The organism is Winogradskyella alexanderae (assembly GCF_020166335.1).
Classification (GTDB): domain Bacteria; phylum Bacteroidota; class Bacteroidia; order Flavobacteriales; family Flavobacteriaceae; genus Winogradskyella; species Winogradskyella alexanderae.
In genome coordinates this window covers 78,481-104,984 of record NZ_JAIUJR010000004.1, presented here as the reverse complement: position 1 = coordinate 104,984, position 26,504 = coordinate 78,481, and the positions used below count along the sequence as shown (strand labels likewise).

The window sequence follows — 26,504 nt, the reverse complement described above, 5'->3', positions numbered from 1 at the left end:
AAATTAAGAAACTATGGCAGTTTTAAATAAAATTAGACAACGTTCCCTCGTTTTGATACTCGTAATCGCAATGGCCTTATTTGCCTTTGTTATTGGAGACTTGTTCAGAAATACTGATGCATTAACAGGTGGTAGCCTAGATGTTATTGCGACCATTAATGGTAAGGATATTAATAGAACAGAATTTCAGCAAAAAGTTAAGAATTATCAAGACAGAATGGGTGGAAGACAAACTTCTACCCAAGCAATGAATGTTATATACAACCAAGAACTGCGAAAAATTTTATTGGAAACTGAATTCGACGAACTTGGACTTGGCGTGGAAAAGGATGAAATGAGAGACCTTTTGAAAACAAGTTTCTCTTCTTATCCAGAATTTCAGGATGACAATGGAGAATTTGATGTAAATCGTCTAAATGCATTTATTGCCAACCTTAAGGATCTTGGTGGAGATACGGCCCCATTGGGTAACTTTTTGGTTAATTATGAAAGTTGGGCAAATAACGAACAGACAATTGCTTCCAATGCAATTCAACAATCATATTATAATATGATTAAAGCAGGTCTAAATACAACTATTGTTGAGGCAGAAGATGATTATTTTGGAGATGCAAAGACAGTCGATGTACGTTATGTTCAAATCCCATATACTACAATAGCAGATAGTTTAGTAAAAGTAACGAAGTCAGAAGTTAAAGACTATATTAACAAAAATGAAGAGCAATTTAAAGTAGACGCATCTAGAGAATTAGTTTATGTTGAATTCAAGGAAGAAGCATCTCAAGCAGATAAGGACCAAATCAAGTCAGATTTAGTTGCTTTAAAATCAGATCGATTAGAATATAACGACAGTAGTAAAAACACAGACACTATACCTGGTTTTGACAATACAGAAGACGTAGAAGAATTTGTAAACTTATATTCTGACATAAAATTTAGTGACTCATTTTTGAGAGAAGCTCAGTTGCCAGGTATTGCAAAGGATAGCCTTATGCAGTTAGAAGTGGGCGAATACTATGGGCCATACGAAGATGGTGAGTATTTTAAACTCTCTAAGCTTATAGAGGTTAAACAATTACCAGACTCTGTGAAAGTCCGTCATATTTTAGTGCCTTACATAGGCGGGCAAAGAGCAGATGCCTCTGTCACTAAAACACCACAAGAAGCCAAAAAAACAGCAGATAGCATCTTAGCAGAAATTACAAGCGGAAGAAAAAAGTTTATGGACTTATTAGAATTATCTTCGGATAAAGTAAGTAATGAACAAGATGGTGAAATAGAATTTGCTTATAATGCCGGAATGGCTCCAGAATTTAAAGCTTATGCTTTTGATAACAAAGTGGGCGATATTGATGTGGTAGGAACGTCTTTTGGGTATCATGTTATTGAAGTCTTGGAACAAAAGAGTTTTAACAAAACCTTCAAAATAGCAACTCTAGCTGATAAAATTGAACCTTCGGAGCAAACACTACAGGATGTTTTTAACAAAATGTCAAAGTTTGAAATCGCGGCAAGAGATGCAGATTTTAATGAATTAGCCAAAGAGCGTGAGCTGACTGTTAAGCCGATTACCTTTAAAGAATTAGATGAAAATATACCAGGACTCGGCAGTCAAAGGGAAATAGTAAGATGGGCATTTAATGAGGATACTGATTTAGGAGAATTCAAGAATTTCCCAATATCAGGATTTGGCTTTATCGTCGCAAAATTGGTAGAGCGTAATGAAAAAGGTCTCATGAATGTTGAAGATGCTTCAATTACAGCATTACCGGAGATAAGAAAACAAAAGAAAGCACAAATGATTCGTGAAAAGATCAGTGCATCAACTGTGAATGAAATTGCATCAAACCAAGGACAAAGCCCAAGAACGGCAGCAGCCCTAACTATTAAAAGTACAACACTTTCTGGTGCTGGTGTTGAGCCAAAAGTTGTTGGTGCAGCTTTCGGTTTGGCAGAAGGGGAAACATCTAAGCCAATTGATGGAGAAAAAGGAGTTTATATAGTTGAGGTGACTAAAATCAATGAAGCCACTAAATTAGATAATTATAGTGCTATAATGAATAGATTAAACTCTGAAAAACGAAATACAGTCCAAACAAAAGTGTATCAGGCACTAGAAAAATCTGCAGATATCGAAGACAATAGAGCTAAAACAGTGTACTAGTCTAAAACTAATTTATAACAAAAAGCTCCACAGAACTGTGGAGCTTTTTTTATAGAACCATTTCTTTATATGGTATTACGGTCGGAAATCCTTTTGATTTAAAATAGGTCGTTGGGTTGGTTTTTGACGCAACTAAAACAAAGTCGCCGCCCCATGCACCAAGACTTTTTATTGTACCTTCAAAATCATTAAATAGTTCCTGTTTAATTGGCTTCTTGGCTAAAAGATTTGCGATGATGTATTCGTGGTATTCGATTAATTCATTAAATTCTTCCAATGTAGCTGAACCTAAAATACTTTCTGTTATATTGTTAATCTTTTCAATTGTTGAGACATCAACTTTATTTCTACTTCGATAGGCTTTTATACCATCTCTGCTATTCTGTTTTTGCTCTAAATACACAAAATATAAATGTGACATAAAACTAGGTTCAAAAGGCACAGAATGTACCACAGGTTGTCTGTTTATATCTAGCTTATAGGTAATCGGACAATTATGTTGGGCACAAGCAATGTCATAGCCACTACCACCAAAAGTGAGAGCCAGCAATTCGTAAGCATCAACTTTAGCCCATTGTGCGATATTGTTTATTAATGTAGAAGAGGTTCCTAGACCCCATAGTCTATTAAAATCCTGACGGGTAACTATTTTGTAATTAAAGGAGTTGTTTAAAAAATCCGAATTAAGTTCTTTAGCGGCATTTAGGATTTGGATGAGTCTCTCAGAAACCGGATGGTTTAACTGCTTTGACTTCAGTTCACCATTCATGGTTTCAATTTCGTCCTCAAACCAGATTTCATTTTTTTCATTATAGCTTTGCCAATGGATTTTGGTTTTGTCATTTTTTGAAACGGATAACGACTGGCCATAGCGCGAAGGTAGGGCCAGAGCTTTTGCTCCATCCAAAACTACGTATTCAGCAGTTAACAGAAGTTTACCGTTACTTTTAAATGTTTTCAAAATTTAATTTCTCAGATTTTTTATTGCTTCAACTACGGCACTATGAGTCACTACATTAGATTTAAAATACTCAATCAATTTGGATTTCTCGTAGTCCGTTGCCTCAAATTGATTCAAAATATTCATCAAATGCATCTTCATATGTCCTTGTTGGATACCTGTTGTAGTTAAGGATTTAACTGCTGCAAAATTCTGTGCCAATCCTGCAACAGCTACAATCTGCATTAATTTTTTTGCCGTTGGATTTTGAAGCATTTCCAAAGAAAACTTAACAAGTGGATGAAGACTTGTTAAGCCACCAACCGTACCCAATGCAAGAGGTATCTCAATCCAAAATTTAAATATACCGTCGTCAATAGTGCAATGAGTGAGACTAGAATAGGTTCCATTTCTGGAGGCATAAGCGTGCACACCAGCTTCAACAGCTCTAAAATCATTGCCTGTGGCGAGAACTACCGCATCAATTCCGTTCATTATACCTTTGTTATGGGTAACTGCTCTGTAAGGCTCTATTTCAGCAATATTAACAGCTTGTTTAAATTTAGTGGCAAAAAGCAGTGGGTCACTAATATCTTTACTTTTTAAATCCTCTACTTTGCACGACACTTCAGCTTTTACTAAACAGTTGGGGACATAATTAGACAGAATACTCATTATGATATCAATATTCTTTTCTTCTTCATTGAAAACAGGATAATTTGAAGCTTCCCGTTTTAATGTACTTGCGAATTGTTCCAAACACGAATTAATAAAATTGGCACCCATAGCGTCAAGCGTTTCAAACGTTGCGTGCAGTTGGAAATAATTCTTTAATTGTTCTGTTTTATCTCGGAGTTCAATATCAAGTATGCCACCACCTCGACGTTCCATGTTTTTGGTTATGTCTGAAGTGTCTTCAATAAGTATTGGTTTTACTATGTCAAAAAAAGCCTGAAGTTTGTTGTAACTGCCATTAAATGTAAAATGGACCTGCCCTATTTTTTCGGTTGAGATAACTTCTGTTTTAAAGCCACCGCGCTCTAACCAAAATTTTGCTGCTTTACTTGCCGCTGCAACTACAGAGCTTTCTTCAATAGCCATAGGCACTGCATATAAACTATTGTTAATCAAAAAATTAGGCGCCACTCCTAATGGAAGGTAATAGTTGGTTATTGTATTTTCAATAAACTCATCATGCAGTTTTTGTAACTTTTCGTCAGTATTCCAGTATTGTTTAACTAATGCTCTCGAGGCTTCAATATCTAAAAAATAGGTGTTTAAAAGCCATTCTATTTTCTCGGGTTTAGACAGTTTTGAAAAGCCTGCAATCATATTGGACATAATCCTTCAATTTTATAAAAAAACAAAGATACTGAGGATTGGTATAAAACCTGTGCTATTAGATTTAATATTGCGCATTTACTGTTAATAATGAAGGTTTTTTGCATAATTTTTAGTAAACTTGACATCGTTATTTTGAATAAATGCATTTATGAAATTGAAACAAGCTTTGGCCATAATAGGCTTTCTTACCACATCTTTAATCTACTGTCAGAATAAACAAATTACACTTGAGGAAATATGGAGTGGTGCTTTTAGAACTGAAGGCATGCAAGCCCTTCATTCAATGAATAACGGGAAACAGTATTCAATATTAAATTTCGATAGGCAAACTAGAAACGCTAGTATTGATATTTATGATTATAAAACCCTTGAAAAAGTAAAAACCTTGGTCTCCTCTGAAGATATTGATGAAATCGAAGGTTTTTTTGACTATAGCTTTAGCAATGACGAATCTCAGATAATATTAACTACTAATTCTGTACCGGTTTTTAGACGCTCTACTTTGGGAGAATATTATGTATATAATATAAATACAAAATCATTGACCAAAGTGTCCGAAAACCTTGTCCAAGAACCAACATTATCGCCAGATGGAACTAAAATAGCTTATGGATTTGAGAATAACCTTTATGTTAAAGATTTGTCTTCGGGAAATGTTGAACAAATTACTTTTGATGGTGAAAAGAACAAAATCATAAACGGTATTACAGATTGGGTTTACGAAGAGGAATTCAGTTTTGTAAGAGCTTTTGATTGGAACGCGGATAGCAACCAAATCGCTTTTATCCGATTTGATGAAACTAATGTACCTGAATTTTCAATGGATGTTTATGGATCTGGTTTGTACCAAACACAACAGGTGTTTAAGTATCCCAAAGCAGGTGAGGCTAATTCAATTGTATCACTTCATCTATATAACCTAAATTCAAAATCATTAGATGAAATAAAAGTAGATAAAGACTATTCAGATTTTTATATACCTAGGTTAAAGTGGACAAAAGATCCAAACGTTCTAAGTGTTCAATTTATGAACAGACATCAAAACGAATTGGATTTATGGATGATTAATACAAAAACCAATACCTCAAAAATAGCTTTGGCCGAAAAGGACAAAGCTTATATTGATGTAACTTTTAACCTTACATTTCTAAAGGATAATAGTTTTATTTGGACCAGTGAGAAGGATGGATTTAATCATATTTATCATTATTCAAAGGATGGTGATTTAATCAATCAAGTTACGCAAGGCAATTGGGAAGTAACCGATTATTACGGTTTTAATGAAAAAGCAAATACCATTTACTATCAATCAACCGAAAACGGTTCAATAAATAGAGATGTATTTTCAATAAAGCTGAACGGTAAAAACAAAAAAAGACTAACCAAGACAACAGGTTCAAACAGTGCTTCTTTTAGTGCAGACTTCACGTATTTTATCAATACACATTCCAGTGCCACTGCACCACCTGAGTATACCTTGAATAGTGCAAAATCTGGAGAAGTGGTTAAGAGTATAAAAGATAATGATAGGTTGGCCCAAAAATTAGGTGACTACAAAACCTCAAAAAAAGAGTTTAGCACCATTAACGTCAATGGTAATGATCTTAATATGTGGATGATAAAACCATCTAATTTTGATCAAAATAAAGAATATCCACTATTTATGTATCAGTATTCAGGTCCAGGTTCACAATCAGTTGCAAATCGTTGGAATGGGGCAAATGATTACTGGCACCAAATGTTAGCACAAGAGGGCTACATAGTAGTTTGTGTAGATGGTAGAGGTACTGGATTTAAAGGTGCAGAATTTAAGAAAGTTACTCAAAACGAATTAGGAAAATATGAAGTTGAAGATCAAATTGCCGTTGCTGAGAAGCTAGGGAAGTTACCCTATATTGATGATGAACGAATTGGTATTTGGGGTTGGAGTTACGGTGGCTTTATGAGTAGTAATGCACTCTTTAAAGGTAATGATGTATTTAAGATGGCAATCGCTGTTGCTCCAGTTTCAAGTTGGAGATTTTATGATACGATTTATACAGAGCGTTACATGACAACACCACAAGAGAATCCTAGTGGCTATGATGATAATTCGCCCATAAATCATGTTGACAAACTTAAAGGAGATTTCCTTTTAATTCATGGTTCTGGCGACGATAATGTGCACTTACAAAATACGATGCGCATGGTTGAGGCGCTCGTGCAGGCCGATAAACAATTTGAATGGATGATTTATCCAGACAAAAACCACGGTATTTATGGTGGTAACACAAGACTTCATTTATATAAGAAAATGACCAACTTTATTCACAAAACACTTGGCGATAGGCGTGAGAAGAATCAGGAAGAAATGGAGGAAACTTCTAAGATTAAAGGATAAAACCTAATTAAAACTAACTAAATAAATAATCTATTATGACTGAAAAGAAATCACTAAAAGGACACCCTAAAGGGCTCATGACGCTATTCTTCTCAGAAATGTGGGAACGTTTCTGTTATTATGGTATGCGTGTGTTATTGACTTTATATTTAGTAAAGTCACTTATGAAAGGTGACGCTGATGCAGCCCTTATATATGGTGCATATACAGGTCTTGTTTATGCAGCTCCAATTTTAGGAGGTAAATTGGCTGATAAGTACTTGGGGTACCGTAATGCTGTTCTTCTTGGTGCCGTTTTAATGGCTTTAGGTGAATTCTTGATTCTGGGAGGTACAGAGCAATTCCTATTAATCGGTATGGGAACACTGATAATTGGTAATGGTTACTTTAAGGCTAATATCTCTACAATTGTTGGGAAATTATATGAAGATGGTGATCCAAGACGGGATTCAGGATTTACTATATTCTATATTGGAATTAATATTGGAGCGCTCTTGGCAACAACGGTTGTAGCATATGTCGGCGAAACCTATGGCTTTAAGTACGGTTTTGGTCTAGCAGGGATAGGTATGATCCTTGGATTATTGATTTTTTGGTTTGGACGACATAACTATGAGGCCGCACCAGGTTTAGGAATCACTGAGGAGGGTCAGCAGAGAGTTTTTGGTGGCATGAACAAAGCTACTTTGGTGGTAATTTTGTCTTTAGTGCTAATACCAGTAGCATACTTTCTGATTATGCAGAATACATGGATGGATTATATTCTTCTTGGTTTGTTCGTGTTTATTTCCTTTGTGCTTATTAAAGCGGGTGTTGATGCAGATAAAGCTGATAATGTGAAAGTTTGGAGGGATAGAATGATTGCTTTACTAATTTTTATGGTAATTAATATATCATTTTGGGCATGTTTTGAGCAGGCTGGTACATCGCTTACCCTTTTTGCCGACAGGAATGTGGACAGAGAAATACTAGGTTGGACTATGCCAGCTTCTATGACACAGTTTTTTAACCCATTTTTTATAATCGTGTTTGGTTCAATTTTTTCTGTAATGTGGGTTAAATTATCTGCCATTGGCAAAAACCCAAGTATTCCAATGAAATTTGCTCTTGGTATATTACAATTGGCACTAGGATTCTTGGTTACTATGGTTGGTTTACAATTTGTAAATGATTCATATCAAGTACCACTATTAACTTTATTTTTCTTGTACCTATTACACACAACAGGAGAACTATTTTTATCACCTATTGGATTATCAATGGTAACGAAGCTATCTCCAAAGAATATTGCTGGTACTGCAATGGGAGCATGGTTTTTAAGTTTTGCCATTGCCAATTATGTGGGAGGTAAAATAGCGTCGTTAACAGGTGGTCATGGTGACTCAGGTGAGGCATTAACTCTTGCCGAAGGATTAGATAAGTATACTACGGTTTTTTCAACAATAGGATATGTTCTAATAGGAATAGCAATATTAATCGCACTATTTAACAAACCACTCAAGAAGTTGATGCATGGTGTAGAATAAAAAAAATTGAAATTTTACTACTAAGAGAAGAGTCTCTTAGTCGATAAAAATCTGTAAAATGCGCCTATTTTGGCGCATTTTTTGTAAGTTCGATATATTATTTGCAACAAATCGAAGTATGAAAAAGTTACAATACATTATTGCTTTCTTAGTATTTGGCACCTTTTTGTCAATTCAAAATCCTACTGAAGAAAGCGAAACTACAATTAATTGGATTACCATAGAGGAGGCTCTAGAACTACAGAAAAAAGAGCCAAAAAAAATATTTATGGATGTTTACACTAATTGGTGTGGGCCCTGTAAAATGCTCGATAAATACACCTTTCACAATCCTGATGTGGTTAATTATGTTAACGAGAACTATTATGCTGTAAAGTTTGATGCCGAGGGAAATACAACAGTAAACTTTAAGGAATATACCTTTGGAAATCCAAATTTTGATCCAGCAAAGGTCAAAAGGAGAAATAGCGTACACGAGTTTACAAGATTTCTAAATGTTAATGCTTATCCAACAATGGTGTTTTTAGATGAAGATGCCAATTTATTAGCACCAATATCGGGATATCTCAAGCCACAGCAACTGGAACTATATCTGAAGTTGTTTAAAGAGAACAAGCATAAGGAAATGACCACTCAAGAAAAGTTTAATGAGTATTATAAGTCCTTTAAACCTACTTTTAAGGTACAATAACCTGTTTTTATTTTAGAATAAATGCTCCCTTTTCATTTGTATAATGGAAAGGGATTTTTTTGTATTGACATGTTTCCTTCCAACGAATGGCATATGATTTATAATTACTAGCATCTGCGATAATCATCTCTGGTTGCAAACTATCGATTAACCTTGATAGATTAATTTTTGGTGAGTCTCTTAACAAGACAAGTTCTGGTTTAAAACTTAAGTTTTTATAGATTCCAATACTATCAATCACCAGTATTTTAGTATTGTTAAAATTATAGAGAGACTGAATACTGTCTTCAGCAATTAGAGTTAATTTTTCACCAACTTTATAATTTGAAATAGTATTATCTGATGCCCGTTTTGTTGGACTTAAATTATGATGGAGAAGCAATTGGTTGTTTCTCTTTTGTCCAATTAAAGAATACCTGCTTTTGTTAAAAACTACAAATTCACTGTTCTGTGACTTATATTTATTTAAAACTAGTACAAATTGAAATGCAATAATACTTATAAAGGAAAACACTAGCCAGTTGGTTTTCCGCTTTTTAAAGACATTTAGGAGCCCGAATATAATTAAGTATGTCACTATTGCCTGGGCAAGTGTAAACGGAATATCTCTCAAAAGAAATGCCTCGAATTGAGCAATCCATGCGATGAAATCGTTCAGGCTCTCAATGATAAAACTATAAGCAGTTACCACAAATGGTGTTAGCCAGTTTAAGAAGGCCAATATGATTACTAGCAATCCCAAGCCAAGAATGATGCTTAAAAAGGGAATGACAACCAGATTTGAAATAAAAAAAAGACCTGGAAACTGGTGAAAATAGTATAGGCTAATTGGAACAACACCAATTTGTGCGGCTAATGTAACAGTGAAAATTTGCCATAGCTTATCGATAAGAAATAGTTTTGGTTTCCATGATTTGTAAACTAAGGGTTGGATGCTTACAATACCAAAAACGGCTAAATAGCTAAGCTGAAACCCCACTTCGAATAAAAATCTTGGTTTTACAAGTAAGATAACAAAGGCCGATATAAATAATGTGTTATATATATTAGTTGGCCGTTTTAAGTGCATTGCGATACTGATAATGCTAAACATAGTAACAGCTCTTGTTACAGAAGGTGAAAGTCCTGCTACTATGGCAAAACTCCAAAGCAGTAAAACAATTACAAAAGGTCTTAGAATTCTGCCATTTTTTAAGAATAGTAAAGGTTTAAAAAAGAAATTTAGAAGCCACAACAAGATACCAACATGTAAACCCGAAACAGCAAGAATGTGTATAGTACCAGAATTGACATAGTTATTATAAATGCTTTTGTCAATACTTTGTCTTTGGCCTAACAATAAGGCATTTATAATACTCAATACCTCATCATTAAACCCAGCCTTTTTAAGATTATTATTAATTATTGACCGAAACCTATCAGCAAGACCATAAATGGATTTTTTAGACGTATTAATAATCGTGATTTCTTCAGTTTTTAGATATAGTTGATGGTAAACCTGCTTCAACTCTAAATATTTCCTGTAGTCAAACTGGTGCGGGTTTAATGGTTTCTGAATGGTATTGAAATGGGAAATAACAACTAGTTTGTCGTCTATGGAAAGGGGTTTTAAAGTTGAGTCTTTACTTATATTAATGAGTAATTTTCCCTTTACTATATTATTGTCAATTTTGCTTAGTTCAGCAACGTACTTATCATTATAAATATCAGGTTTTAGACGCTCAATTATTTTTAATTCAAATTGATGTTGCTGTCTATCAAGATTAAAGTTAGTGTAGTGATTCTTATGAAGTTTTTCAGTCTTAATATTGTATACGTTTATTCCAACACCTACAAAGCATAGATAAATTAAAATTCCAAAATAAGGTTGCTTATGTATTTTATTTTTAATGCTTAACCAATAAATACCTACAGCTACAAAAAGAATTAGTGTCGCGAAAAAAGTTGCGTAAAAATCAATTGAAAATTTATTAGCAATAAAAATCCCTAGTATTAAGGACAAGGTGATTTTTATAATATTAAAATTGAGGAGTTTCATATAAGGAAACTCTAAAATAAAAAAGATTTACAATACGCGCCTTGCTTGTACGTAGGCATAGTACCAATACCGTTCTGTAAGTGAAGATATAATTACACCCTTACTGGTTGAGGCATGTATAAATTTAATGTCGCCAGAACCAACTCTAGTTACAATGCCAACGTGGTTTACCTTTCTGCTATTTTTCTTGGTTGCAAAAAACACAAGGTCGCCAACATTTACGTCTTTTATATCAATCCAATTGCCATGAGATTTTAGTGCAGAGGTAGTTCTTGGTAAGTTAATATCATGTTTTTTAAAGCTTGTATAAATCAAGCCAGAACAGTCCATACCTCGTTTGGTAGTGCCCCCGTATTTATAGCGTGTACCATTAAAGGATTTGGCATACTTAACAATATCGCTGGCTTCTTTTGATACTTCTAAATTTGTATTAACCTTAATGGTTCTTCCAGGAGTATTTTTAGAGGCATATTGCTTTTTAGATTTACAACTACTAAGGCAGATAAGCGTAAAACCTAAAACAAAAATATGTTTCAACTTATGTAATTGCTTCATAGATTAATTTTGCCGTTTTTTCACTGGCGCCCTTGCCACCAAGTTTTTGTTCTAAATCGTAATAATCTAAGTAAAGTTGTCCGCGTTTATCTGGATTTAAAATCAATTCTAATTCCCTTTTCAGCCGTATTTTATTCAAATCGCCCTGTATTAGTTCAGTTACTACGGGTTTGTCCATAATTAAATTTACTAACGAAATATATTTCAGGGTTATTATACGTTTTGCAATGTGATAAGAAATCGGATTGGCTTTGTAGCATACCACTTGAGGGACCTTATAAAGTGCAGTTTCTAGAGTAGCCGTGCCCGAAGTTACCAGTGCCGCGTAAGAAATACTGAGCAAGTCATAGGTTTTGTTGGGAATAAAACTAACATTTTCTTGATTTATAAATTGCTTGTAAAATTCATAATCTTGGCTTGGTGCACCTGCAATTACAAATTGATAATCCTCAAAATCATTTATCATGCCAAGCATTATTCCGAGCATTTTGGTTATTTCTTGCTTTCTACTTCCAGGCAATAATGCAATTATTGGTTTATTACTTAATTGATATGTTTTTCGGAATTCAACTTCATCAACTTGAGGCCGGTCTGAAATAGCATCAATTAATGGATGGCCAACAAAATAGACATCATAATTATGTTTTTTATAAAATTCTTTTTCAAAAGGAAGTATGCAATACATCGCATCTATATCACGCTTTATTTTTTCAACACGACTTGCTCTAGATGCCCATACCTGAGGTGATATGTAATAATGTGTTTTAAACCCCTGTAATCTTGCCCATTTTGCAATCCTAAGATTAAAACCAGAATTATCAATAAATATAATAACATCAGGATTGTAGGTTTTAATATCTGATTTACAGAATTTTATTAAACCAAGAATTTTACGCAAGTTTAAAATAACTTCAGCAAACCCCATAAATTGACGTTCCTTGTAATGTTTAACTAAAGTACCACCTGCTTCTTGCATCAAATCGCCTCCCCAAAAACGAATGGTCGCATTACCATCTATCTTAAAAAGAGCTTTCATTAGGTTTGAACCATGTAAGTCTCCAGAGGCCTCACCTGCAACGATATAATATTTCATTCTGAAATAGGTTTAATGGTCATCCTTATTTAAGTGCCAGGTATTTAGATTTTGAATGGTATGGTGTGCAGTTAAATCAAATTGTACAGGAACAACCGAAATATATCCGTTTGCTAGAGCCCACTCATCAGTATCTTCGCCATGGTCCATATTTATAAATTTGCCAGTCAACCAATAGTATTCTCGACCCATTGGATTTGTCCGTTTGTCAAACTCTTCCTTCCAATTGGCTCGTGCTTGTCTGCAAACCTTTATACCTTTTATGTCTCTTTTTTGAAGTTTAGGAATATTAACATTTAATACTACGCCATCGGGAAGTCCATGTTTTAGAACCTCGTTAGTTATCGTTTTAACAAAGCTTTCGCAATGTTCAAAATTTGCACTCCAATTGTAATCTAATAAAGAAAAACCTATTGCAGGTATGCCCTCAATCCCTGCTTCGAGAGCGGCACTCATTGTACCCGAATAAATAACGTTTATTGAGGAATTTGATCCATGATTTATACCTGACACACAAATGTCTGGTCGGCGGTCTAAAATTTCATTTACTGCCAGTTTTACACAATCTGCTGGAGTCCCAGAGCAACTATATTCAGGTTGTTTGCCATCTATCGTAACTTTTTCGAGATGTAATGTAGAATTGATTGTAATCGCATGCCCCATGGCACTTTGAGGACTGTCTGGCGCGACAACTACAACATCTCCTAAGCTATGCATTACTTTAATTAAAGTGCGCAGTCCAGGCGCTGTTATACCATCATCATTTGTAACTAATATCAAGGGTCGTTGAGCCATTTTGTGCCGTGTTTTTGATTATGGTAAAAATACTAAAAACCTTGACAATGATACATATTACTAGGTTTAACAAAAAATTAGTGTCCTCTTTTTTTATGGCACGATTTTTTCTCACTATTTTAGTGAAATATTGAGATTTAACTTAATAGCAAAAAAAATGAAATATGAGAGGGAAGTATAAGTTTTTTCTACTTGCATTACTAATAGCCTTTGCATCATGTAGCTTTACAAGCAAAACGTTTGATAATCCAGATAAAGACAAACTTTTAATACAGTTGATAACCTACGTTTTAGATCAAGGACATTTTGATCCTCAAGATCTAAATGACGATTTTTCAAATAACGTTTTTGACGATTATTTAACCCAGTTAGACCCATTTAAACGTTATTTCTACGAATCAGATATAGCAGAATTTGAGGTATATAAGGATCAGATAGATGACCAGTTAAAAGCGTACGATGTTACATTTTTCAATCTTACACACGAAAGATTGCTACAACGCATTGAAGAGTCAAAAGAACTTTATGCCGAAATCTTGAAGAAGCCCTTTGATTTTAAAAAGGACGAAACATACACCTCAGAATATGAGAGTTTATCTTACGTAAAGAATAAGAAAGAGATGAAAGAGCGTTGGAGACAACAATTAAAATTCTCTACCATTGCAAATTATGACGAAGCTGTATCTCAACGCGACTCTGACATTGCATCAAATGACCTTCCTGAAAGTGTTTTCTCGGCAGCCAATGAGAAGTCAAAGAATATGGGCAACAAATCTATGTCGGAATTAGAAAAAGAAGCAAGGGATGCTACTAAACGCTCTTTAGATGAATTATATGATTTTATTGACGATAGACAGCGTAAGGATTGGTTTGCGGTTTACATTAATGCAATAGTAGAAGAATTTGATCCTCACACGTTTTATTTTGCGCCAGAAGATAAAGACCGTTTTGATGTTGCAATGTCAGGAAATTTTGAGGGTATAGGAGCAAGACTCCAAAAGAAAATGGATGCTATTGTCGTAAATGAAATCATTAGCGGTGGTCCCGCTTGGCGAGCAAACGAACTTGAGGTAGGTGACCATATTCTGAAAGTGAAGCAAGAAGATGAAGAAGAAGCAGTTAATGTAGTTGGTATGCGTTTAGACGATGCAATCAAATTTATTAAAGGACCAAAAGGAACTGTTGTGACGCTTACACTTAAAAAGGTAGATGGTACAATTGAAGATATCTCGATTACTAGAGATATTGTTGAGTTAGAAGAGACTTATGCAAAGTCTTCTACCGTTGAAAAAGAGGGCAAAACGTTTGGAGTAATTAATCTTCCAAAGTTTTATGTAGATTTTGAAAGCTATAACAACAGAAATGCGGCATCAGATATAAAGCAAGAGATAGAACGGCTAAAAGAAGCGGGTATGGAAGGTTTGGTTTTGGACCTTAGAAATAATGGTGGTGGTTCTCTGCAAACGGTAGTAGATATAGTTGGTTTATTTATCGAAGATGGACCAGTGGTGCAAGTGAAAACCACAGGCGAACCTAAAGAGGTTTTAAGAGATAGGGATAAATCCATTGTTTGGGATGGACCATTAGTTGTTTTAGTTAATGAACTTTCGGCCTCAGCATCAGAGATATTAGCCGCGGCCATGCAAGATTACAAGCGTGGTATTGTAATAGGCAGCAAGCAAACCTACGGGAAAGGAACTGTACAAAATGTACTCGACCTGAACAGGATGGTGCGCAATAATTCTAATGGTGATATGGGTGCACTTAAATTTACAACTCAAAAGTTTTATAGAATAAACGGAGGTTCAACGCAGTTAGAAGGTGTAAAAAGCGATGTGGTAGTACCCGATAGATACAGTTATATTAATATTGGTGAAAAAGATCAGGAAAATCCTTTACCATGGGACAAAATAGATGCTGTAGATTATACAGTTTGGGGCAATTATTTTGATTATGAAACAACTATCAGTAGAAGTAAGGCAAGAATGGCTGCCAATGAACAGTTAAAGCTTATCGATGCTAACGCACAATGGGTGAAAAAGATTAGAGATAGGGACGTGTATTCACTGAATTACGAGAAGTATAAAGCAGAGATGGAATTAAATGAACAGGAAGCAAAACGATTTGAGAAGCTCTCTGATTACCAGACAGATTTAACATTTAATTCTTTACCCTATGAGGTGCAATTAATGAACCAGGATACAGTCTTGAAGGAGAAGCGCAGACGATGGCATGAAAGTTTATCAAGAGATGTTTATATCGAAGAGGCTTTAAATGTATTAAATGATTTAAAGATGACATACACCATTAAGAATAATGTGGCTACTTCTGTGAAGAACTAGTTTGTTAAATGGAAATAAAGCACAATTCACTTACAAGCATAGCGCTTCAAAAGTTTAAAAAGAACTTTTGGGGCGTTTTTAGTTTTTGGACAATTGTGCTTATTGGAGTAATCTCTATTTGTGCATACCTAATCGCTCCAGACAGCTCTAAGAATGCAAATCAGATGCATTTATCAATTCATTCCAAGTCTCCAGGGTTCAAAGTAAAAATATTAACCATACCGTCTAATATCAAATCGGATGGAAACTTTTTTGAAAAACTCTTATTTGGTAATGAAAACTTAGATGCGGAGATACCAATTACATCATATCACGTAAAAGATAATTTTCTTCATTACACAGAGTATGCATCTGATAGTGCAACAGGGTTGCAAAAACAAGTCGCAATAAGCAATTTCCCAAAAAACAATTACCAAGATTTCATTGAAGAAAGAAACTTCCTTTTTGGTACAGATAAGTATGGAAGAGATTATTTGAGTCGCATTTTAGTTGGTTCTAGAATATCATTTTTTATAGGATTCGTTGCCGTTTTAATATCACTAGTGGTTGGACTATTAATGGGTAGCTCAGCAGGTTATTATGGTGGAAAAGTAGATGCAATTATTATGTGGATTATCAATGTAACATGGTCAATACCGACATTACTATTGGTAATAGCCATTACTTTGGCTCTTGGAAAAGGATTTTGGCAGGTGTTTATTGCTGTGGGTCTTACAATGTGGGTTGAAGTTGCGCGTGTTGTGCGTGGTCAAATAATTAGTACAAAGGAGTTACAATACATAACCGCGGCACGAGCCCTAGGTTATACTGATTTTAGAATCATAACAAAACATATATTACCAAACATTTTTGGGCCACTAATCGTAATTTCTGCTGCTAATTTTGCAGCCGCAATTTTAATAGAAAGTGGATTGAGTTTTTTAGGAATAGGAGCGCAACCACCTATGGCAAGTTGGGGAGCTATGATCAAGGACCATTATAACTACATTATCCTTGGCCAGCCTTATTTGGCGCTCATACCTGGTATTTGTATCATGCTTTTGGTTATGGCATTTATGTTAATGGGTAATGCCCTAAGAGATGCCTTAGATGTAAAATCTTAATGACGAATGATCTATTTGAAAAGAGGCTTAACTCCTTCCTTTTTATTGAAAATAATATAAAAGATAATTTTATTGCTTTCTGAGTTTTTCTATTTCCTCGTTGGTGGCTTCAATAAAATCAAGTACTTCATCTTGACCAATTTTTTTACTTGATGAGGTAATAAAATATGGTGGTAAAGCTTCCCAGGTTTTCAAGAGCTCTTGGCAGTAATCTTCAATTTGCCTTTCTATAGCTTTAGGTTTTAATTTATCAGCTTTAGTAAAAATAATTCCAAAAGGTATTTCATTAATACCAAGGTATTCCATAAATTCTAAGTCAATAGACTGAGGTTCATGGCGAATATCAACTAAGACAAAGGCGAGGACCAATTGCTTCCGTTGTTCAAAATAGTTGGTGATAAACTTCTGAAATTTCTTCTTAGAGGATTTTGATACTCTTGCATAACCATAGCCGGGCAGATCAACAAGATACCAGCTATCATTTATTATAAAATGATTAATAAGTTGCGTTTTACCTGGTCTCCCAGAAGTCTTGGCAAGACTTTTACGGTTGGTAAGCATATTAATCAATGAAGACTTGCCGACGTTACTTCTTCCAATAAAGGCATATTCTGGCAATGGTCGCTTTGGACACTTGGCTACGTCCGAATTACTCATTACAAAATCGGCAGATTTTATTTTCATTGCACGTCCTGCGGAAACAGGAATATTTTAGTTTTAATGTTTAATACTCGCGACTTTCCAGCCATCCGTTGAGAATCTTATTGAATTCATCTGGATGCTCCATCATGGCAGCGTGACCACATTTGTCAATCCAAAACAAATCAGAATCTGGCAATAGAGAGTGAAATTCTTCAGCAACTTCTGGAGGTGTTACCGTATCATTCTTACCCCAGATGATACAGGTTGGTGTTTTCATATTAGGTAAGTCCTTCGCCATATTGTGGCGTATGGCACTTTTGGCAATAGCCAAAGTCTTAACGAGTTTATTCCTGTCGTTTACGGTCTCATAAACTTCATCAACTATTTCTTTTGTAGCGATAGCAGGATCGTAAAAAACATCTTGTGCTTTTTTCTTTATAACATCGTAATCACTGCGCTTGGTATAACCACTTCCCATAGCACTCTCATACAATCCAGAACTTCCAGTTATAACGAGGCCTTTCACTTTATCAGGGAACATTTTTGTGTGGTACAAACCTATATGTCCTCCAAGAGAATTTCCTAATAAAATGACTTCCTTAAATCCTTTGAACTCTATAAAATCTTTAAGATAAACTGCGAAACTTTTTACATTAGTTTTAACAAGAGACATGGTGTAAATCGGTAATTCTGGAATAAGAACTTTATACCCATTTGCGCTGAAGTATGTAGTGACTGAGTCAAAATTACTTAAACCTCCCATTAAACCATGTAGCACTATAATTGGTGTGCCTTCTCCTACCTCTATATAACTAAAATCCTTTTCTTTTTTTAAAAGGTGTGCCATTGAAAATGTTAGTGCTTACGTGTTCAAAACAAATATAACTAAATCCTTTTGAAATTAGAGTTTGAGCCAAAATATATCAACTATTAGAACTATAAGTTTTTTAAAGTTTTCTGTTGATAATTACCACTTTTAATATCACTTGCAAAGTACTGTATTTACTTAGAAAAACTTTGTCAAGTTTACGAGAGTAACAAAACTTATCAACAAATGTGGGATTTTGTGGTAAAAAGTGGTTATTTTTTCAATATATTTGGAACTCAATCAATCTAAACCGATTATCAGCAGTTGAATTCATTCATAGGTACATACGAGTGCAAGGCAGATGCCAAGGGGAGATTAATGATTCCTGCGGTTTTAAAAAAGCAACTATCATCAACGTTGCAAGATGGGTTTGTCTTAAAGCGTGCAGTTTTTCAGCCATGTTTGGAACTGTATCCAATGCAAGAATGGAATGTGCTTATGGCCAAAGTGAATAAGCTTAATCGTTTTAAGAAAAAGAATAATGACTTCATAAGACGGTTTACGGCTGGTGTAAAAATGGTCGAGGTTGATAACGCAGGAAGACTTTTAATACCAAGGGACCTGATTAACTTTTCAGGCATTACAAAACAGGTTGTTTTAGCTTCGGCGGTTAATATTATAGAAATCTGGGATAAGGATAAATACGAAGCAGCTATTGATGATGCAACATCTGACTTTGCAGATTTGGCTGAAGAAGTAATGGGTCAAGATGATAATGACGATGGCTTATCATAATGCAGTACTACTTAAAGAAACAGTTGATGGTTTAAATATTAAACCAGATGGAATTTATGTAGATGTAACCTTCGGCGGTGGTGGTCATAGTAGGGAGATTCTTTCCAGATTAGGTGAGCAAGGTAGGCTAATTGCATTTGATCAAGATAAGGATGCTTTAGTAAATGCTCTGGCAGATGAAAGGTTTATTCTCATTAATGAGAATTTCAGATATCTAAAACGGTTCTTAAGATTTCATGGAGTAAGGGAGGTCGATGGGATTTTGGCAGATTTTGGTGTATCGTCACATCAATTTGATGTGGCAGATCGCGGTTTTTCAACACGTTTTGAGGCTAACTTGGATATGCGCATGAATCAGAACAGCGATTTATCTGCTTATAATGTTATTAACAACTATGGCGAAGAGGAACTAAGACAAATGTTTTACCAATATGGCGAATTACGTCAATCACCAGCAATGGCAAGGGCAATTGTTGAAGCGCGGCAAAATGAGGATATAAAAACAAGTAAGCAATTAAAGAGCGTATTAAAAAGGTTTTTAAACCATAAGAGGGAAAACAAGGTGTTAGCACAAATCTATCAGGCAATAAGAATAGAGGTGAACCAAGAGATGGAAGCTTTAAAGGAGTTTTTGTTACAGGTGCCAGAGGTATTGAGAAAAGGAGGAAGGCTAAGTTGCATTTCCTATCATTCGTTAGAAGACAGATTGGTAAAGCGCTTTATAAGAAATGGGATGTTTGAAGGTGAACCTGAGCGCGATATGTTTGGAAATTTTGAAGTACCATTAAAGAAAGTAGGGGGATTAATTACTCCTTCTGAAGCTGAAATAAGAGAAAACAACAGAGCTAGGAGTGCTAAACTAAGAATTGCAGAAAAAATATGAAGCAAAGTATTTATAGCATTTTACGAGGAAAATTTCTGATAAGTGATGATTCGTTCAAAAATTGGCGCATTATCATTTTTGTTTCTGCCTTAGCCATTATCATGATTGCCAGCTCACATAGCGCGGATAAAAAAGTACATGAGATAGCAAGGCTAACAAATGAAGTTAAGGAATTGAGGTCTGCATTCGTGGATGGACGCTCAAAGCTAATGCGTCTTAAAATGGAGTCTACAATAATTGAGAAAGTAGCAGACAAAGGTATTGGGATTTCAGCAATACCACCCAAAAAGATTAAAGTAAAATCACAAAGCGAATAGTAAGACATTGGCAACAACAGAAACTAACATATTAAATAGACTATACTTCGTTTCAGGAAGTTTATTTGTTTTTGCTCTTGCCGTGGTTTTTAAGCTTTGTAGTATACAGTTTGTGCAAGGCGAAACTTATAGGCAGCTTGCAGAGAAAAGGACGGTAAAAGATTTTGAAATACCAGCAAATAGAGGAAATGTGTATTCTGCTGATGGTAGTTTGTTGGCTACATCAATACCTAAATACGACGTTGGTATAGACCCTGTCACATCGTCAAATTCTAATTTCGAAACTTACATAAGACCACTTTGCGATTCGCTTGAGGCATTTACAGGGAAATCGGCATTAAGCTTTCAAAATAAACTGAGAAAAGCAAGAAAAACCAACAATCAGTATGTCTTGTTGGCAAGAGATCTTTCCTATACGGACTTTACAAGATTCAGGCAATTCCCACTATTAGAACTCGGTGCAATAAGAGGGGGTTTCGTATTCAGTCAAAAAACCAAACGCGAACATCCGATGGGTCGTATTGCAGAGCGTTCTATTGGCTATGAAAAGATTGATGAGAACGGTTATGCAACTCGTGTTGGTATAGATGGTGCTTTTGGGATAAAATATTTAAGAGGTGAAAACGGCAAGCGGTTAAAGCAAAAAATTGGCAATGGCCAATGGAAGCCGATTGCAGACTTTAATCAAGTTGAACCTAAAGACGGTTATGACGTATATACAACAATTGATGTTAACATACAGGATATTGCCCATCATTCGCTACTTGGGCAGTTAGAAAAATATAAAGCCGATCATGGTTGCGTGGTTGTAATGGACGTTAAAACTGGAGAAATCAAGGCTATATCCAATTTGGGCAGAAATAGAAATGGCCTCTACTATGAACGTCTAAATTATGCTGTGGGTGAGAGTCATGAGCCAGGTTCTACATTTAAGGTTATGGCTATGATGGCTGCTCTCGAAGATAAGGTCATTGATACATCTACGATAGTAGATACCAAAAATGGCATCAAATATTTTTACGGTAGAACTATAAGTGACTCCCATAGAGGAGGTTATGGTAAGATATCGGCCGCAAAAGCACTTGAAGTATCTTCAAACATTGGTCTTGCAACAATAATTGATGATCATTATTCAAAAAATCCGGAAAAATTTTTAGATCGTCTGCATAGCTGGAAATTAGATAAGCCTTTAGGGGTGTCTATTATTGGAGAAGGAAAACCAGATATTGCAAAACCAGGTGCATCTAACTGGAGTAAAAACGCATTGCCTTCCATGGCCTATGGTTACAACTTAACCATTACGCCTTTACAGACTTTAGCGTTTTATAATGCCATTGCAAATAATGGTGAACTTATAAAACCAAGATTTATAAAAGCGGTGAAGTCATTTGATAAGGATATTGAGGTTTTTGATAAGGAGGTGCTGGTTGATAAAATTTGTACAGAAAAAACACTTCGAGAGATGCAAGACATCCTCAGGAATATTGTGGTTCGAGGAACGGGTCAAAGAATGTATTCAGAAACATTTTCTATGGCGGGAAAAACAGGCACAGCCAGAACGGATTACGCCAACTTTGAAGAGTGGAAAAATGATAAAAAATATGTTTCGTCGTTTGCAGGTTATTTTCCAGCAGACAAGCCTAAATACTCCTGTATTGTTGTAATACACAAACCGAGTACAGAAGTTGGCTATTATGGTGCAGATGTGTCGGGTCCCGTGTTTAAGAGAATTGCACAGAAGATTTATACGGAAACACCCATTATTGATGAAGTTGAGACTCTTAACTTCAATAATTCTACTGTAGATCAGGACTACAATAATTATAATGTCATGGCCAATAAATACAAACAGTTAATGCCAGATGTTATTGGCATGCCGGCCATGGATGCTTTAGCCTTACTAGAAAATCTTCAGATTGAGGTAAATGTAAAATTAAAGGGTAGTGGTGTTATAAAAAAACAGTCAATAGTCAAGCATCAAAAATTAAATCCTAACCAAACAATAGTTCTAGAAGCCTCATGAAACAACTAAAGGATATATTGTACAAGGTTACTATTAATGCTGTTGTTGGTAGCACAAGTATTACCGTCAACAAAATTGAATTTGATTCTCGTCAAATTACAAACGATGATGTTTTTGTGGCCATAAAAGGATTACAAACAGATGGTCATGAGTATATAGAAACAGCAATTATGTCAGGTGCAAAAGCTATTGTTTGTGAAAGCTTGCCTGAAACTCTTGTTGAAAACATCACCTACATAGAAGTCTTGAATTCTAATCAGGCTTTGGCCTATATGGCGTCAAATTTTTATGACCATCCTTCAGAAAATCTGAAGCTTGTTGGTGTAACGGGTACTAATGGAAAAACCACGGTTACAAGTCTTCTCTATCAATTATTTAAAAAAGCTGGTTTTAAAGTCGGCCTGCTTTCAACTGTTAAGATAATGGTTGATGATAAAACCTATAAAACTACGCACACAACTCCAGATTCACTTAGCATCAATAAATATTTAAAATTAATGAATAATGAAGGCGTTGAGTATTGCTTTATGGAGGCCAGTTCTCACGGAATTCATCAAAGTAGAACTGAAGGATTAGTCTTTACAGGAGGAATTTTCACCAATCTGTCACATGATCATTTAGATTATCATAAAACATTTGCGGAATATCGAGATGTGAAAAAATCATTTTTTGACAATCTTCCAAAAACTGCCTTTGCACTTTCCAATACAGACGATAAAAATGGTTTGGTAATGCTTCAGAATACACAAGCCAAAAAGTATACATATGCTCTGAAGAATTATGCTGATTACAGAGCTCAAATTCTTGAAAATGATTTTGGAGGCTTGTTACTTAAATTGAATGACAACGAGTTATGGACAAAGCTCATAGGTGATTTTAATGCGTACAACATTCTGGCAATTTTTGGTGCCGCAGAACTTCTTGGTTTAGACTCAGACGAGATATTAAGACTCATAAGTGAGCTGGAGAACGTTAGCGGACGCTTTCAATATTTTATTTCAGAAGATAAAATTACTGCCATAGTGGACTATGCACACACACCTGATGCTTTAAAAAATGTTCTCGAAACCATTAATAGCATAAGGACAAAGAACGAAGCGCTAATCACGGTTGTAGGTTGTGGCGGTGATAGAGACAAGACGAAAAGGCCAAAAATGGCGCATATAGCCTCTGCCTTAAGTACTAAAGTAATTTTTACTAGCGATAACCCGAGAAGTGAAGAGCCTGAAGCAATCATTGTGGATATGGAGAAAGGCGTAGAGCCACAAAACTTCAAGAAAACATTGTCCATTACAGATAGAAAACAAGCAATAAAAACGGCTTGTCAAATGGCAAATCCTAAAGACATAATTCTTATTGCAGGGAAAGGGCATGAAACTTATCAGGAGATTAAAGGCGAACGATTTGATTTCGACGATTTTAAAATAGTACAAGAACTCTTAAAACAATTACAAAAGTAAATGCTGTATTATCTATTTGAATATCTCGAAGCACAATTTCAACTTCCAGGCGCCACACTTTTTGGGTTCTTAACATTCAGGGCTGCAATGGCGATTATCTTATCGCTTTTGATATCTACTATTTACGGTAAACGTATAATAAGGTTTCTGCAACGTCAACAAGTTGGTGAAACAATAAGGGATTTGGGACTAGAAGGGCAGGTTGAAAAAGCGGGAACTCCTACAATGGGAGGGATAATTATCATTCTCGCTACACTTATTCCAGTTGTTTTATTGGCAAGACTTGAAAATATCTATATCATTTTACTAATAGTTACAACAGTATGGATGGGAACCATTGGTTTCATAGATGATTACATTAAAAAATTCAAAAAAAACAAAGAGGGTTTAAAAGGGAGATTCAAAGTATTAGGTCAAGTAGGCCTTGGGATAATAGTTGGTGTTACCCTTTTCTTTCACAAAGATGTTACGATAAAGGAGAAACTTCCGATTGAACAACAAAAAGTTTTACTCGCGGAAAATCCGGATATACCAGCAACTAAATTATTTAAGGCCGAGGAAAAATCAACCAAAACTACAATTCCTTTTGTAAAGGGAAATGAATTCGATTACGCTAGCCTCATTACATGGATTAGCCCAGAGTTAAACAAATATGCCTGGATTATATTCATATTGGTAAGTATTTTCATAATTACTGCAGTCTCAAATGGAGCAAATTTAACAGACGGAATAGACGGATTGGCAGCAGGTTCTTCTGCAATCATTGTGCTAACCCTTGGCATTTTTGCCTGGGTTTCCGGTAACATAATCTTTTCGGAATATCTGAACATTATGTATATCCCAAAGGTAGAGGAGATTACTATTTATATCGCCGCCTTTGTTGGTGCCTTGGTGGGTTTTCTTTGGTACAATGCTTATCCAGCACAAGTTTTTATGGGAGATACAGGGAGTTTGACCATAGGAGGAATAATTGCTGTGATAGCAATTGCCGTTAGAAAGGAGTGGTTAATACCTGTTTTATGTGGCATTTTCCTAGCTGAGAATCTATCTGTGGTTATGCAAGTAAGTTACTTCAAATACACACGAAAAAAATATGGTGAAGGAAGACGGATTTTTAAGATGTCTCCATTACATCACCATTATCAGAAATCAGGATATCACGAAAGTAAAATAGTAACACGATTTTGGATTATAGGAATTCTATTAGCCATAATATCTATTGTTACCCTTAAGATAAGATAATGAAACGATTAGTGATACTTGGTGGTGGGGAAAGTGGTGTTGGTACTGCACTGCTTGGCAAAGAAAAGGGGTACGAGGTTTTTGTTTCGGATAAAGGAACAATCAAACAAAAATATAGGGACGTTCTTTTAAATAATGATATTGATTTTGAAGACCAAAAGCATACTGAGTCTAAAATACTTAATGCAGATTTGGTAATGAAAAGCCCAGGCATACCTGATAAAGTGCCATTGATAAAGCAAATAAGAACACAAAATATCGAGGTAATTTCTGAGATAGAGTTTGCTTCTAGATACACAAAGGCCAATTTAGTAGCAATTACAGGGAGCAATGGTAAGACAACAACTGCAGCACTAACACATCATATCTTGAAACAGGAAATTGAAGTTGGTTTGGCAGGAAATATTGGCGACAGTTTTGCTAAGCAGTTGCTAGAAAAAAACTATCAAAATTATGTTCTTGAGGTTAGTAGTTTTCAGTTAGATGACATTAAGTATTTCAAACCAAATATGGCCATTCTAACTAATATAACACCAGATCACTTAGACCGCTATGATTATAAGTTTGAGAATTATATCGCATCAAAATTTAGAATTGTAGAAAACCAATCTTCTGAGGACTATTTCATCTATGATGCAGATGACCCGGTCATTTCAAATCACATAAAAAATCATTCAATACAATCAAAATTATTGCCTTTTTCATTGGTAAAGCAATTAGATGAGGGGGCATACTATAGTAATAACGCAATAACAATAACCATAGATAACAACAAAATAATTATGCCTACACAAAACATTACATTGGAGGGAAAACACAACATTAAAAATGCAATGGCAGCATCTACTGTTGCACATTTATTAAAAATTAGAAAGCAGACTATTAGGGAAAGTCTTGAGAATTTTCAAGGTGTAGAACATCGACTTGAACATGTTTTAAGAATCAACAAGGTTCAGTATATAAACGATTCTAAAGCAACGAATGTAAATGCAACATATTATGCTTTAGAGAGTATGGATGCACCTACTGTTTGGATTGTTGGTGGAGAGGACAAGGGTAACGACTACAAAGAGTTATTTCCATTTGTAAACGAAAAGGTAAAAGCAATCATCTGTTTGGGAGTTGATAATACAAAGTTGTTTGAAGCTTTTGGCAATATGGTTGATGTCATTGTTGAAACACAATATATGTCAGAGGCGGTAAAGATTGCATATAAAGTCTCAGAGGCTGGGGATAATGTGCTATTATCGCCAGCATGTGCAAGTTTCGACTTGTTTGAAAATTATGAAGATAGAGGACGTCAATTTAAAAATGCTGTACGAAACTTATAAAAACGCGTAATATGAATTAGGGACTCATATTC

Annotated in this window: 21 protein-coding genes; 13 read left to right on the top strand and 8 right to left on the bottom strand. The window is 35.1% G+C overall.

Annotated elements, in window-relative coordinates; genetic code table 11:
* Positions 1-13: 13 nt before the first annotated feature.
* Positions 14-2,164 carry a SurA N-terminal domain-containing protein gene (locus tag LBU54_RS07795; protein ID WP_224528047.1) on the top strand — a complete coding sequence of 717 codons (2,151 nt, stop codon included), beginning with the start codon at positions 14-16 and terminating at the stop codon, positions 2,162-2,164.
* Positions 2,165-2,213: 49 nt separating this feature from the next.
* Here LBU54_RS07795 and LBU54_RS07790 read toward each other — a convergent pair whose 3' ends face one another.
* Complete coding sequence (locus tag LBU54_RS07790) at positions 2,214-3,125, bottom strand: GYDIA family GHMP kinase (protein ID WP_224528045.1); 912 nt, start codon at positions 3,123-3,125, stop codon at positions 2,214-2,216.
* Between the two features lie 3 nt (positions 3,126-3,128).
* Positions 3,129-4,445, bottom strand: coding sequence for a hydroxymethylglutaryl-CoA reductase, degradative (locus tag LBU54_RS07785; RefSeq protein ID WP_224528044.1), 1,317 nt, complete (start codon positions 4,443-4,445; stop codon positions 3,129-3,131).
* 151 nt (positions 4,446-4,596) lie between these two features.
* On the opposite strand from LBU54_RS07785, the gene LBU54_RS07780 reads away from it, so the two are divergent.
* The 3 genes from LBU54_RS07780 to LBU54_RS07770 all read left to right on the top strand — a co-directional run bounded on the left by LBU54_RS07780 (position 4,597) and on the right by LBU54_RS07770 (position 9,045).
* Entirely contained in the window at positions 4,597-6,828 is a 2,232-nt protein-coding gene (locus LBU54_RS07780) for a S9 family peptidase (RefSeq protein ID WP_224528043.1), read from the top strand.
* 35 nt (positions 6,829-6,863) lie between these two features.
* The gene (locus tag LBU54_RS07775; RefSeq protein WP_224528042.1) at positions 6,864-8,354 is read left to right on the top strand and encodes a peptide MFS transporter; all 1,491 of its coding nucleotides are present in this window, start codon (positions 6,864-6,866) and stop codon (positions 8,352-8,354) included.
* A 118-nt stretch (positions 8,355-8,472) separates the two neighbouring features.
* The gene (locus LBU54_RS07770) at positions 8,473-9,045 is read left to right on the top strand and encodes a thioredoxin family protein (RefSeq protein ID WP_224528041.1); all 573 of its coding nucleotides are present in this window, start codon (positions 8,473-8,475) and stop codon (positions 9,043-9,045) included.
* 7 nt (positions 9,046-9,052) lie between these two features.
* Here the strand turns inward: LBU54_RS07770 and LBU54_RS07765 are convergent, their stop codons facing one another.
* From LBU54_RS07765 to surE, 4 genes are read right to left on the bottom strand one after another with little or no spacing between them, the layout of a single operon-like run.
* Positions 9,053-11,083, bottom strand: a complete 2,031-nt coding sequence (locus LBU54_RS07765) for a ComEC/Rec2 family competence protein (protein ID WP_224528039.1) — start codon at positions 11,081-11,083, stop codon at positions 9,053-9,055.
* A gap of 27 nt (positions 11,084-11,110) precedes the next feature.
* Entirely contained in the window at positions 11,111-11,638 is a 528-nt protein-coding gene (locus tag LBU54_RS07760) for a C40 family peptidase (RefSeq protein WP_224528038.1), read from the bottom strand.
* Positions 11,622-12,731, bottom strand: coding sequence for a lipid-A-disaccharide synthase (gene lpxB / locus LBU54_RS07755; RefSeq protein ID WP_224528037.1), 1,110 nt, complete (start codon positions 12,729-12,731; stop codon positions 11,622-11,624). The genes LBU54_RS07760 and lpxB overlap by 17 nt, the downstream gene beginning before the upstream one ends.
* A gap of 12 nt (positions 12,732-12,743) precedes the next feature.
* On the bottom strand, positions 12,744-13,526 hold the full coding sequence (gene surE, locus LBU54_RS07750; RefSeq protein ID WP_224528036.1) for a 5'/3'-nucleotidase SurE: 783 nt from the start codon (positions 13,524-13,526) through the stop codon (positions 12,744-12,746).
* A gap of 164 nt (positions 13,527-13,690) precedes the next feature.
* Between surE and LBU54_RS07745 the strand changes: the two genes are divergently transcribed.
* Both LBU54_RS07745 and LBU54_RS07740 read left to right on the top strand, forming a co-directional pair.
* A complete protein-coding gene (locus LBU54_RS07745) occupies positions 13,691-15,868 on the top strand; it encodes a carboxy terminal-processing peptidase (protein ID WP_224528034.1) in 2,178 nt (725 codons plus the stop codon).
* Positions 15,869-15,876: 8 nt separating this feature from the next.
* The gene (locus LBU54_RS07740; RefSeq protein ID WP_224528032.1) at positions 15,877-16,971 is read left to right on the top strand and encodes an ABC transporter permease; all 1,095 of its coding nucleotides are present in this window, start codon (positions 15,877-15,879) and stop codon (positions 16,969-16,971) included.
* Positions 16,972-17,040: 69 nt separating this feature from the next.
* Here LBU54_RS07740 and yihA read toward each other — a convergent pair whose 3' ends face one another.
* Positions 17,041-17,655 (bottom strand): ribosome biogenesis GTP-binding protein YihA/YsxC, encoded by a 615-nt coding sequence (gene yihA / locus LBU54_RS07735; protein WP_224528029.1) that lies wholly within the window; start codon positions 17,653-17,655, stop codon positions 17,041-17,043.
* Between the two features lie 40 nt (positions 17,656-17,695).
* Positions 17,696-18,460, bottom strand: a complete 765-nt coding sequence (locus tag LBU54_RS07730) for an alpha/beta fold hydrolase (protein ID WP_224528027.1) — start codon at positions 18,458-18,460, stop codon at positions 17,696-17,698.
* Positions 18,461-18,745: 285 nt separating this feature from the next.
* Here LBU54_RS07730 and mraZ point away from each other — a divergent pair, with 285 nt between their 5' ends.
* Genes mraZ through murD form a run of 7 tightly spaced genes read left to right on the top strand, consistent with a single transcriptional unit; the run spans position 18,746 to position 26,472 of the window.
* Positions 18,746-19,216 carry a division/cell wall cluster transcriptional repressor MraZ gene (gene mraZ, locus LBU54_RS07725; protein ID WP_224528024.1) on the top strand — a complete coding sequence of 157 codons (471 nt, stop codon included), beginning with the start codon at positions 18,746-18,748 and terminating at the stop codon, positions 19,214-19,216.
* Positions 19,203-20,099, top strand: a complete 897-nt coding sequence (rsmH, locus tag LBU54_RS07720) for a 16S rRNA (cytosine(1402)-N(4))-methyltransferase RsmH (RefSeq protein ID WP_224528021.1) — start codon at positions 19,203-19,205, stop codon at positions 20,097-20,099. The genes mraZ and rsmH overlap by 14 nt, the downstream gene beginning before the upstream one ends.
* A complete protein-coding gene (locus LBU54_RS07715) occupies positions 20,096-20,416 on the top strand; it encodes an FtsL-like putative cell division protein (protein WP_224528018.1) in 321 nt (106 codons plus the stop codon). Before rsmH ends, LBU54_RS07715 begins: the two co-directional genes overlap by 4 nt.
* 7 nt (positions 20,417-20,423) lie before the next feature.
* On the top strand, positions 20,424-22,439 hold the full coding sequence (locus tag LBU54_RS07710; RefSeq protein WP_224528016.1) for a penicillin-binding protein: 2,016 nt from the start codon (positions 20,424-20,426) through the stop codon (positions 22,437-22,439).
* Positions 22,436-23,899: a UDP-N-acetylmuramoyl-L-alanyl-D-glutamate--2,6-diaminopimelate ligase gene (locus LBU54_RS07705; protein WP_224528013.1), complete on the top strand. Its 1,464-nt coding sequence runs from the start codon at positions 22,436-22,438 to the stop codon at positions 23,897-23,899. Before LBU54_RS07710 ends, LBU54_RS07705 begins: the two co-directional genes overlap by 4 nt.
* Positions 23,900-25,141, top strand: coding sequence for a phospho-N-acetylmuramoyl-pentapeptide-transferase (gene mraY, locus LBU54_RS07700; protein WP_224528010.1), 1,242 nt, complete (start codon positions 23,900-23,902; stop codon positions 25,139-25,141).
* Positions 25,141-26,472, top strand: coding sequence for a UDP-N-acetylmuramoyl-L-alanine--D-glutamate ligase (gene murD / locus LBU54_RS07695; RefSeq protein ID WP_224528008.1), 1,332 nt, complete (start codon positions 25,141-25,143; stop codon positions 26,470-26,472). Before mraY ends, murD begins: the two co-directional genes overlap by 1 nt.
* The last annotated feature ends 32 nt before the right edge of the window (positions 26,473-26,504 follow it).

Coding starts and splice junctions, on each gene's coding strand:
- LBU54_RS07795 (WP_224528047.1), top strand. CDS start 14: ATGGCAGTTTTAAATAAAATTAGACAACGTTCCCTCGTTTTGATACTC.
- LBU54_RS07785 (WP_224528044.1), bottom strand. CDS start 4,445: ATGTCCAATATGATTGCAGGCTTTTCAAAACTGTCTAAACCCGAGAAA.
- LBU54_RS07780 (WP_224528043.1), top strand. CDS start 4,597: ATGAAATTGAAACAAGCTTTGGCCATAATAGGCTTTCTTACCACATCT.
- LBU54_RS07775 (WP_224528042.1), top strand. CDS start 6,864: ATGACTGAAAAGAAATCACTAAAAGGACACCCTAAAGGGCTCATGACG.
- LBU54_RS07770 (WP_224528041.1), top strand. CDS start 8,473: ATGAAAAAGTTACAATACATTATTGCTTTCTTAGTATTTGGCACCTTT.
- LBU54_RS07765 (WP_224528039.1), bottom strand. CDS start 11,083: ATGAAACTCCTCAATTTTAATATTATAAAAATCACCTTGTCCTTAATA.
- LBU54_RS07760 (WP_224528038.1), bottom strand. CDS start 11,638: ATGAAGCAATTACATAAGTTGAAACATATTTTTGTTTTAGGTTTTACG.
- lpxB (WP_224528037.1), bottom strand. CDS start 12,731: ATGAAATATTATATCGTTGCAGGTGAGGCCTCTGGAGACTTACATGGT.
- surE (WP_224528036.1), bottom strand. CDS start 13,526: ATGGCTCAACGACCCTTGATATTAGTTACAAATGATGATGGTATAACA.
- LBU54_RS07745 (WP_224528034.1), top strand. CDS start 13,691: ATGAGAGGGAAGTATAAGTTTTTTCTACTTGCATTACTAATAGCCTTT.
- LBU54_RS07740 (WP_224528032.1), top strand. CDS start 15,877: ATGGAAATAAAGCACAATTCACTTACAAGCATAGCGCTTCAAAAGTTT.
- yihA (WP_224528029.1), bottom strand. CDS start 17,655: ATGAAAATAAAATCTGCCGATTTTGTAATGAGTAATTCGGACGTAGCC.
- LBU54_RS07730 (WP_224528027.1), bottom strand. CDS start 18,460: ATGGCACACCTTTTAAAAAAAGAAAAGGATTTTAGTTATATAGAGGTA.
- rsmH (WP_224528021.1), top strand. CDS start 19,203: ATGGCTTATCATAATGCAGTACTACTTAAAGAAACAGTTGATGGTTTA.
- LBU54_RS07715 (WP_224528018.1), top strand. CDS start 20,096: ATGAAGCAAAGTATTTATAGCATTTTACGAGGAAAATTTCTGATAAGT.
- LBU54_RS07705 (WP_224528013.1), top strand. CDS start 22,436: ATGAAACAACTAAAGGATATATTGTACAAGGTTACTATTAATGCTGTT.
- mraY (WP_224528010.1), top strand. CDS start 23,900: ATGCTGTATTATCTATTTGAATATCTCGAAGCACAATTTCAACTTCCA.
- murD (WP_224528008.1), top strand. CDS start 25,141: ATGAAACGATTAGTGATACTTGGTGGTGGGGAAAGTGGTGTTGGTACT.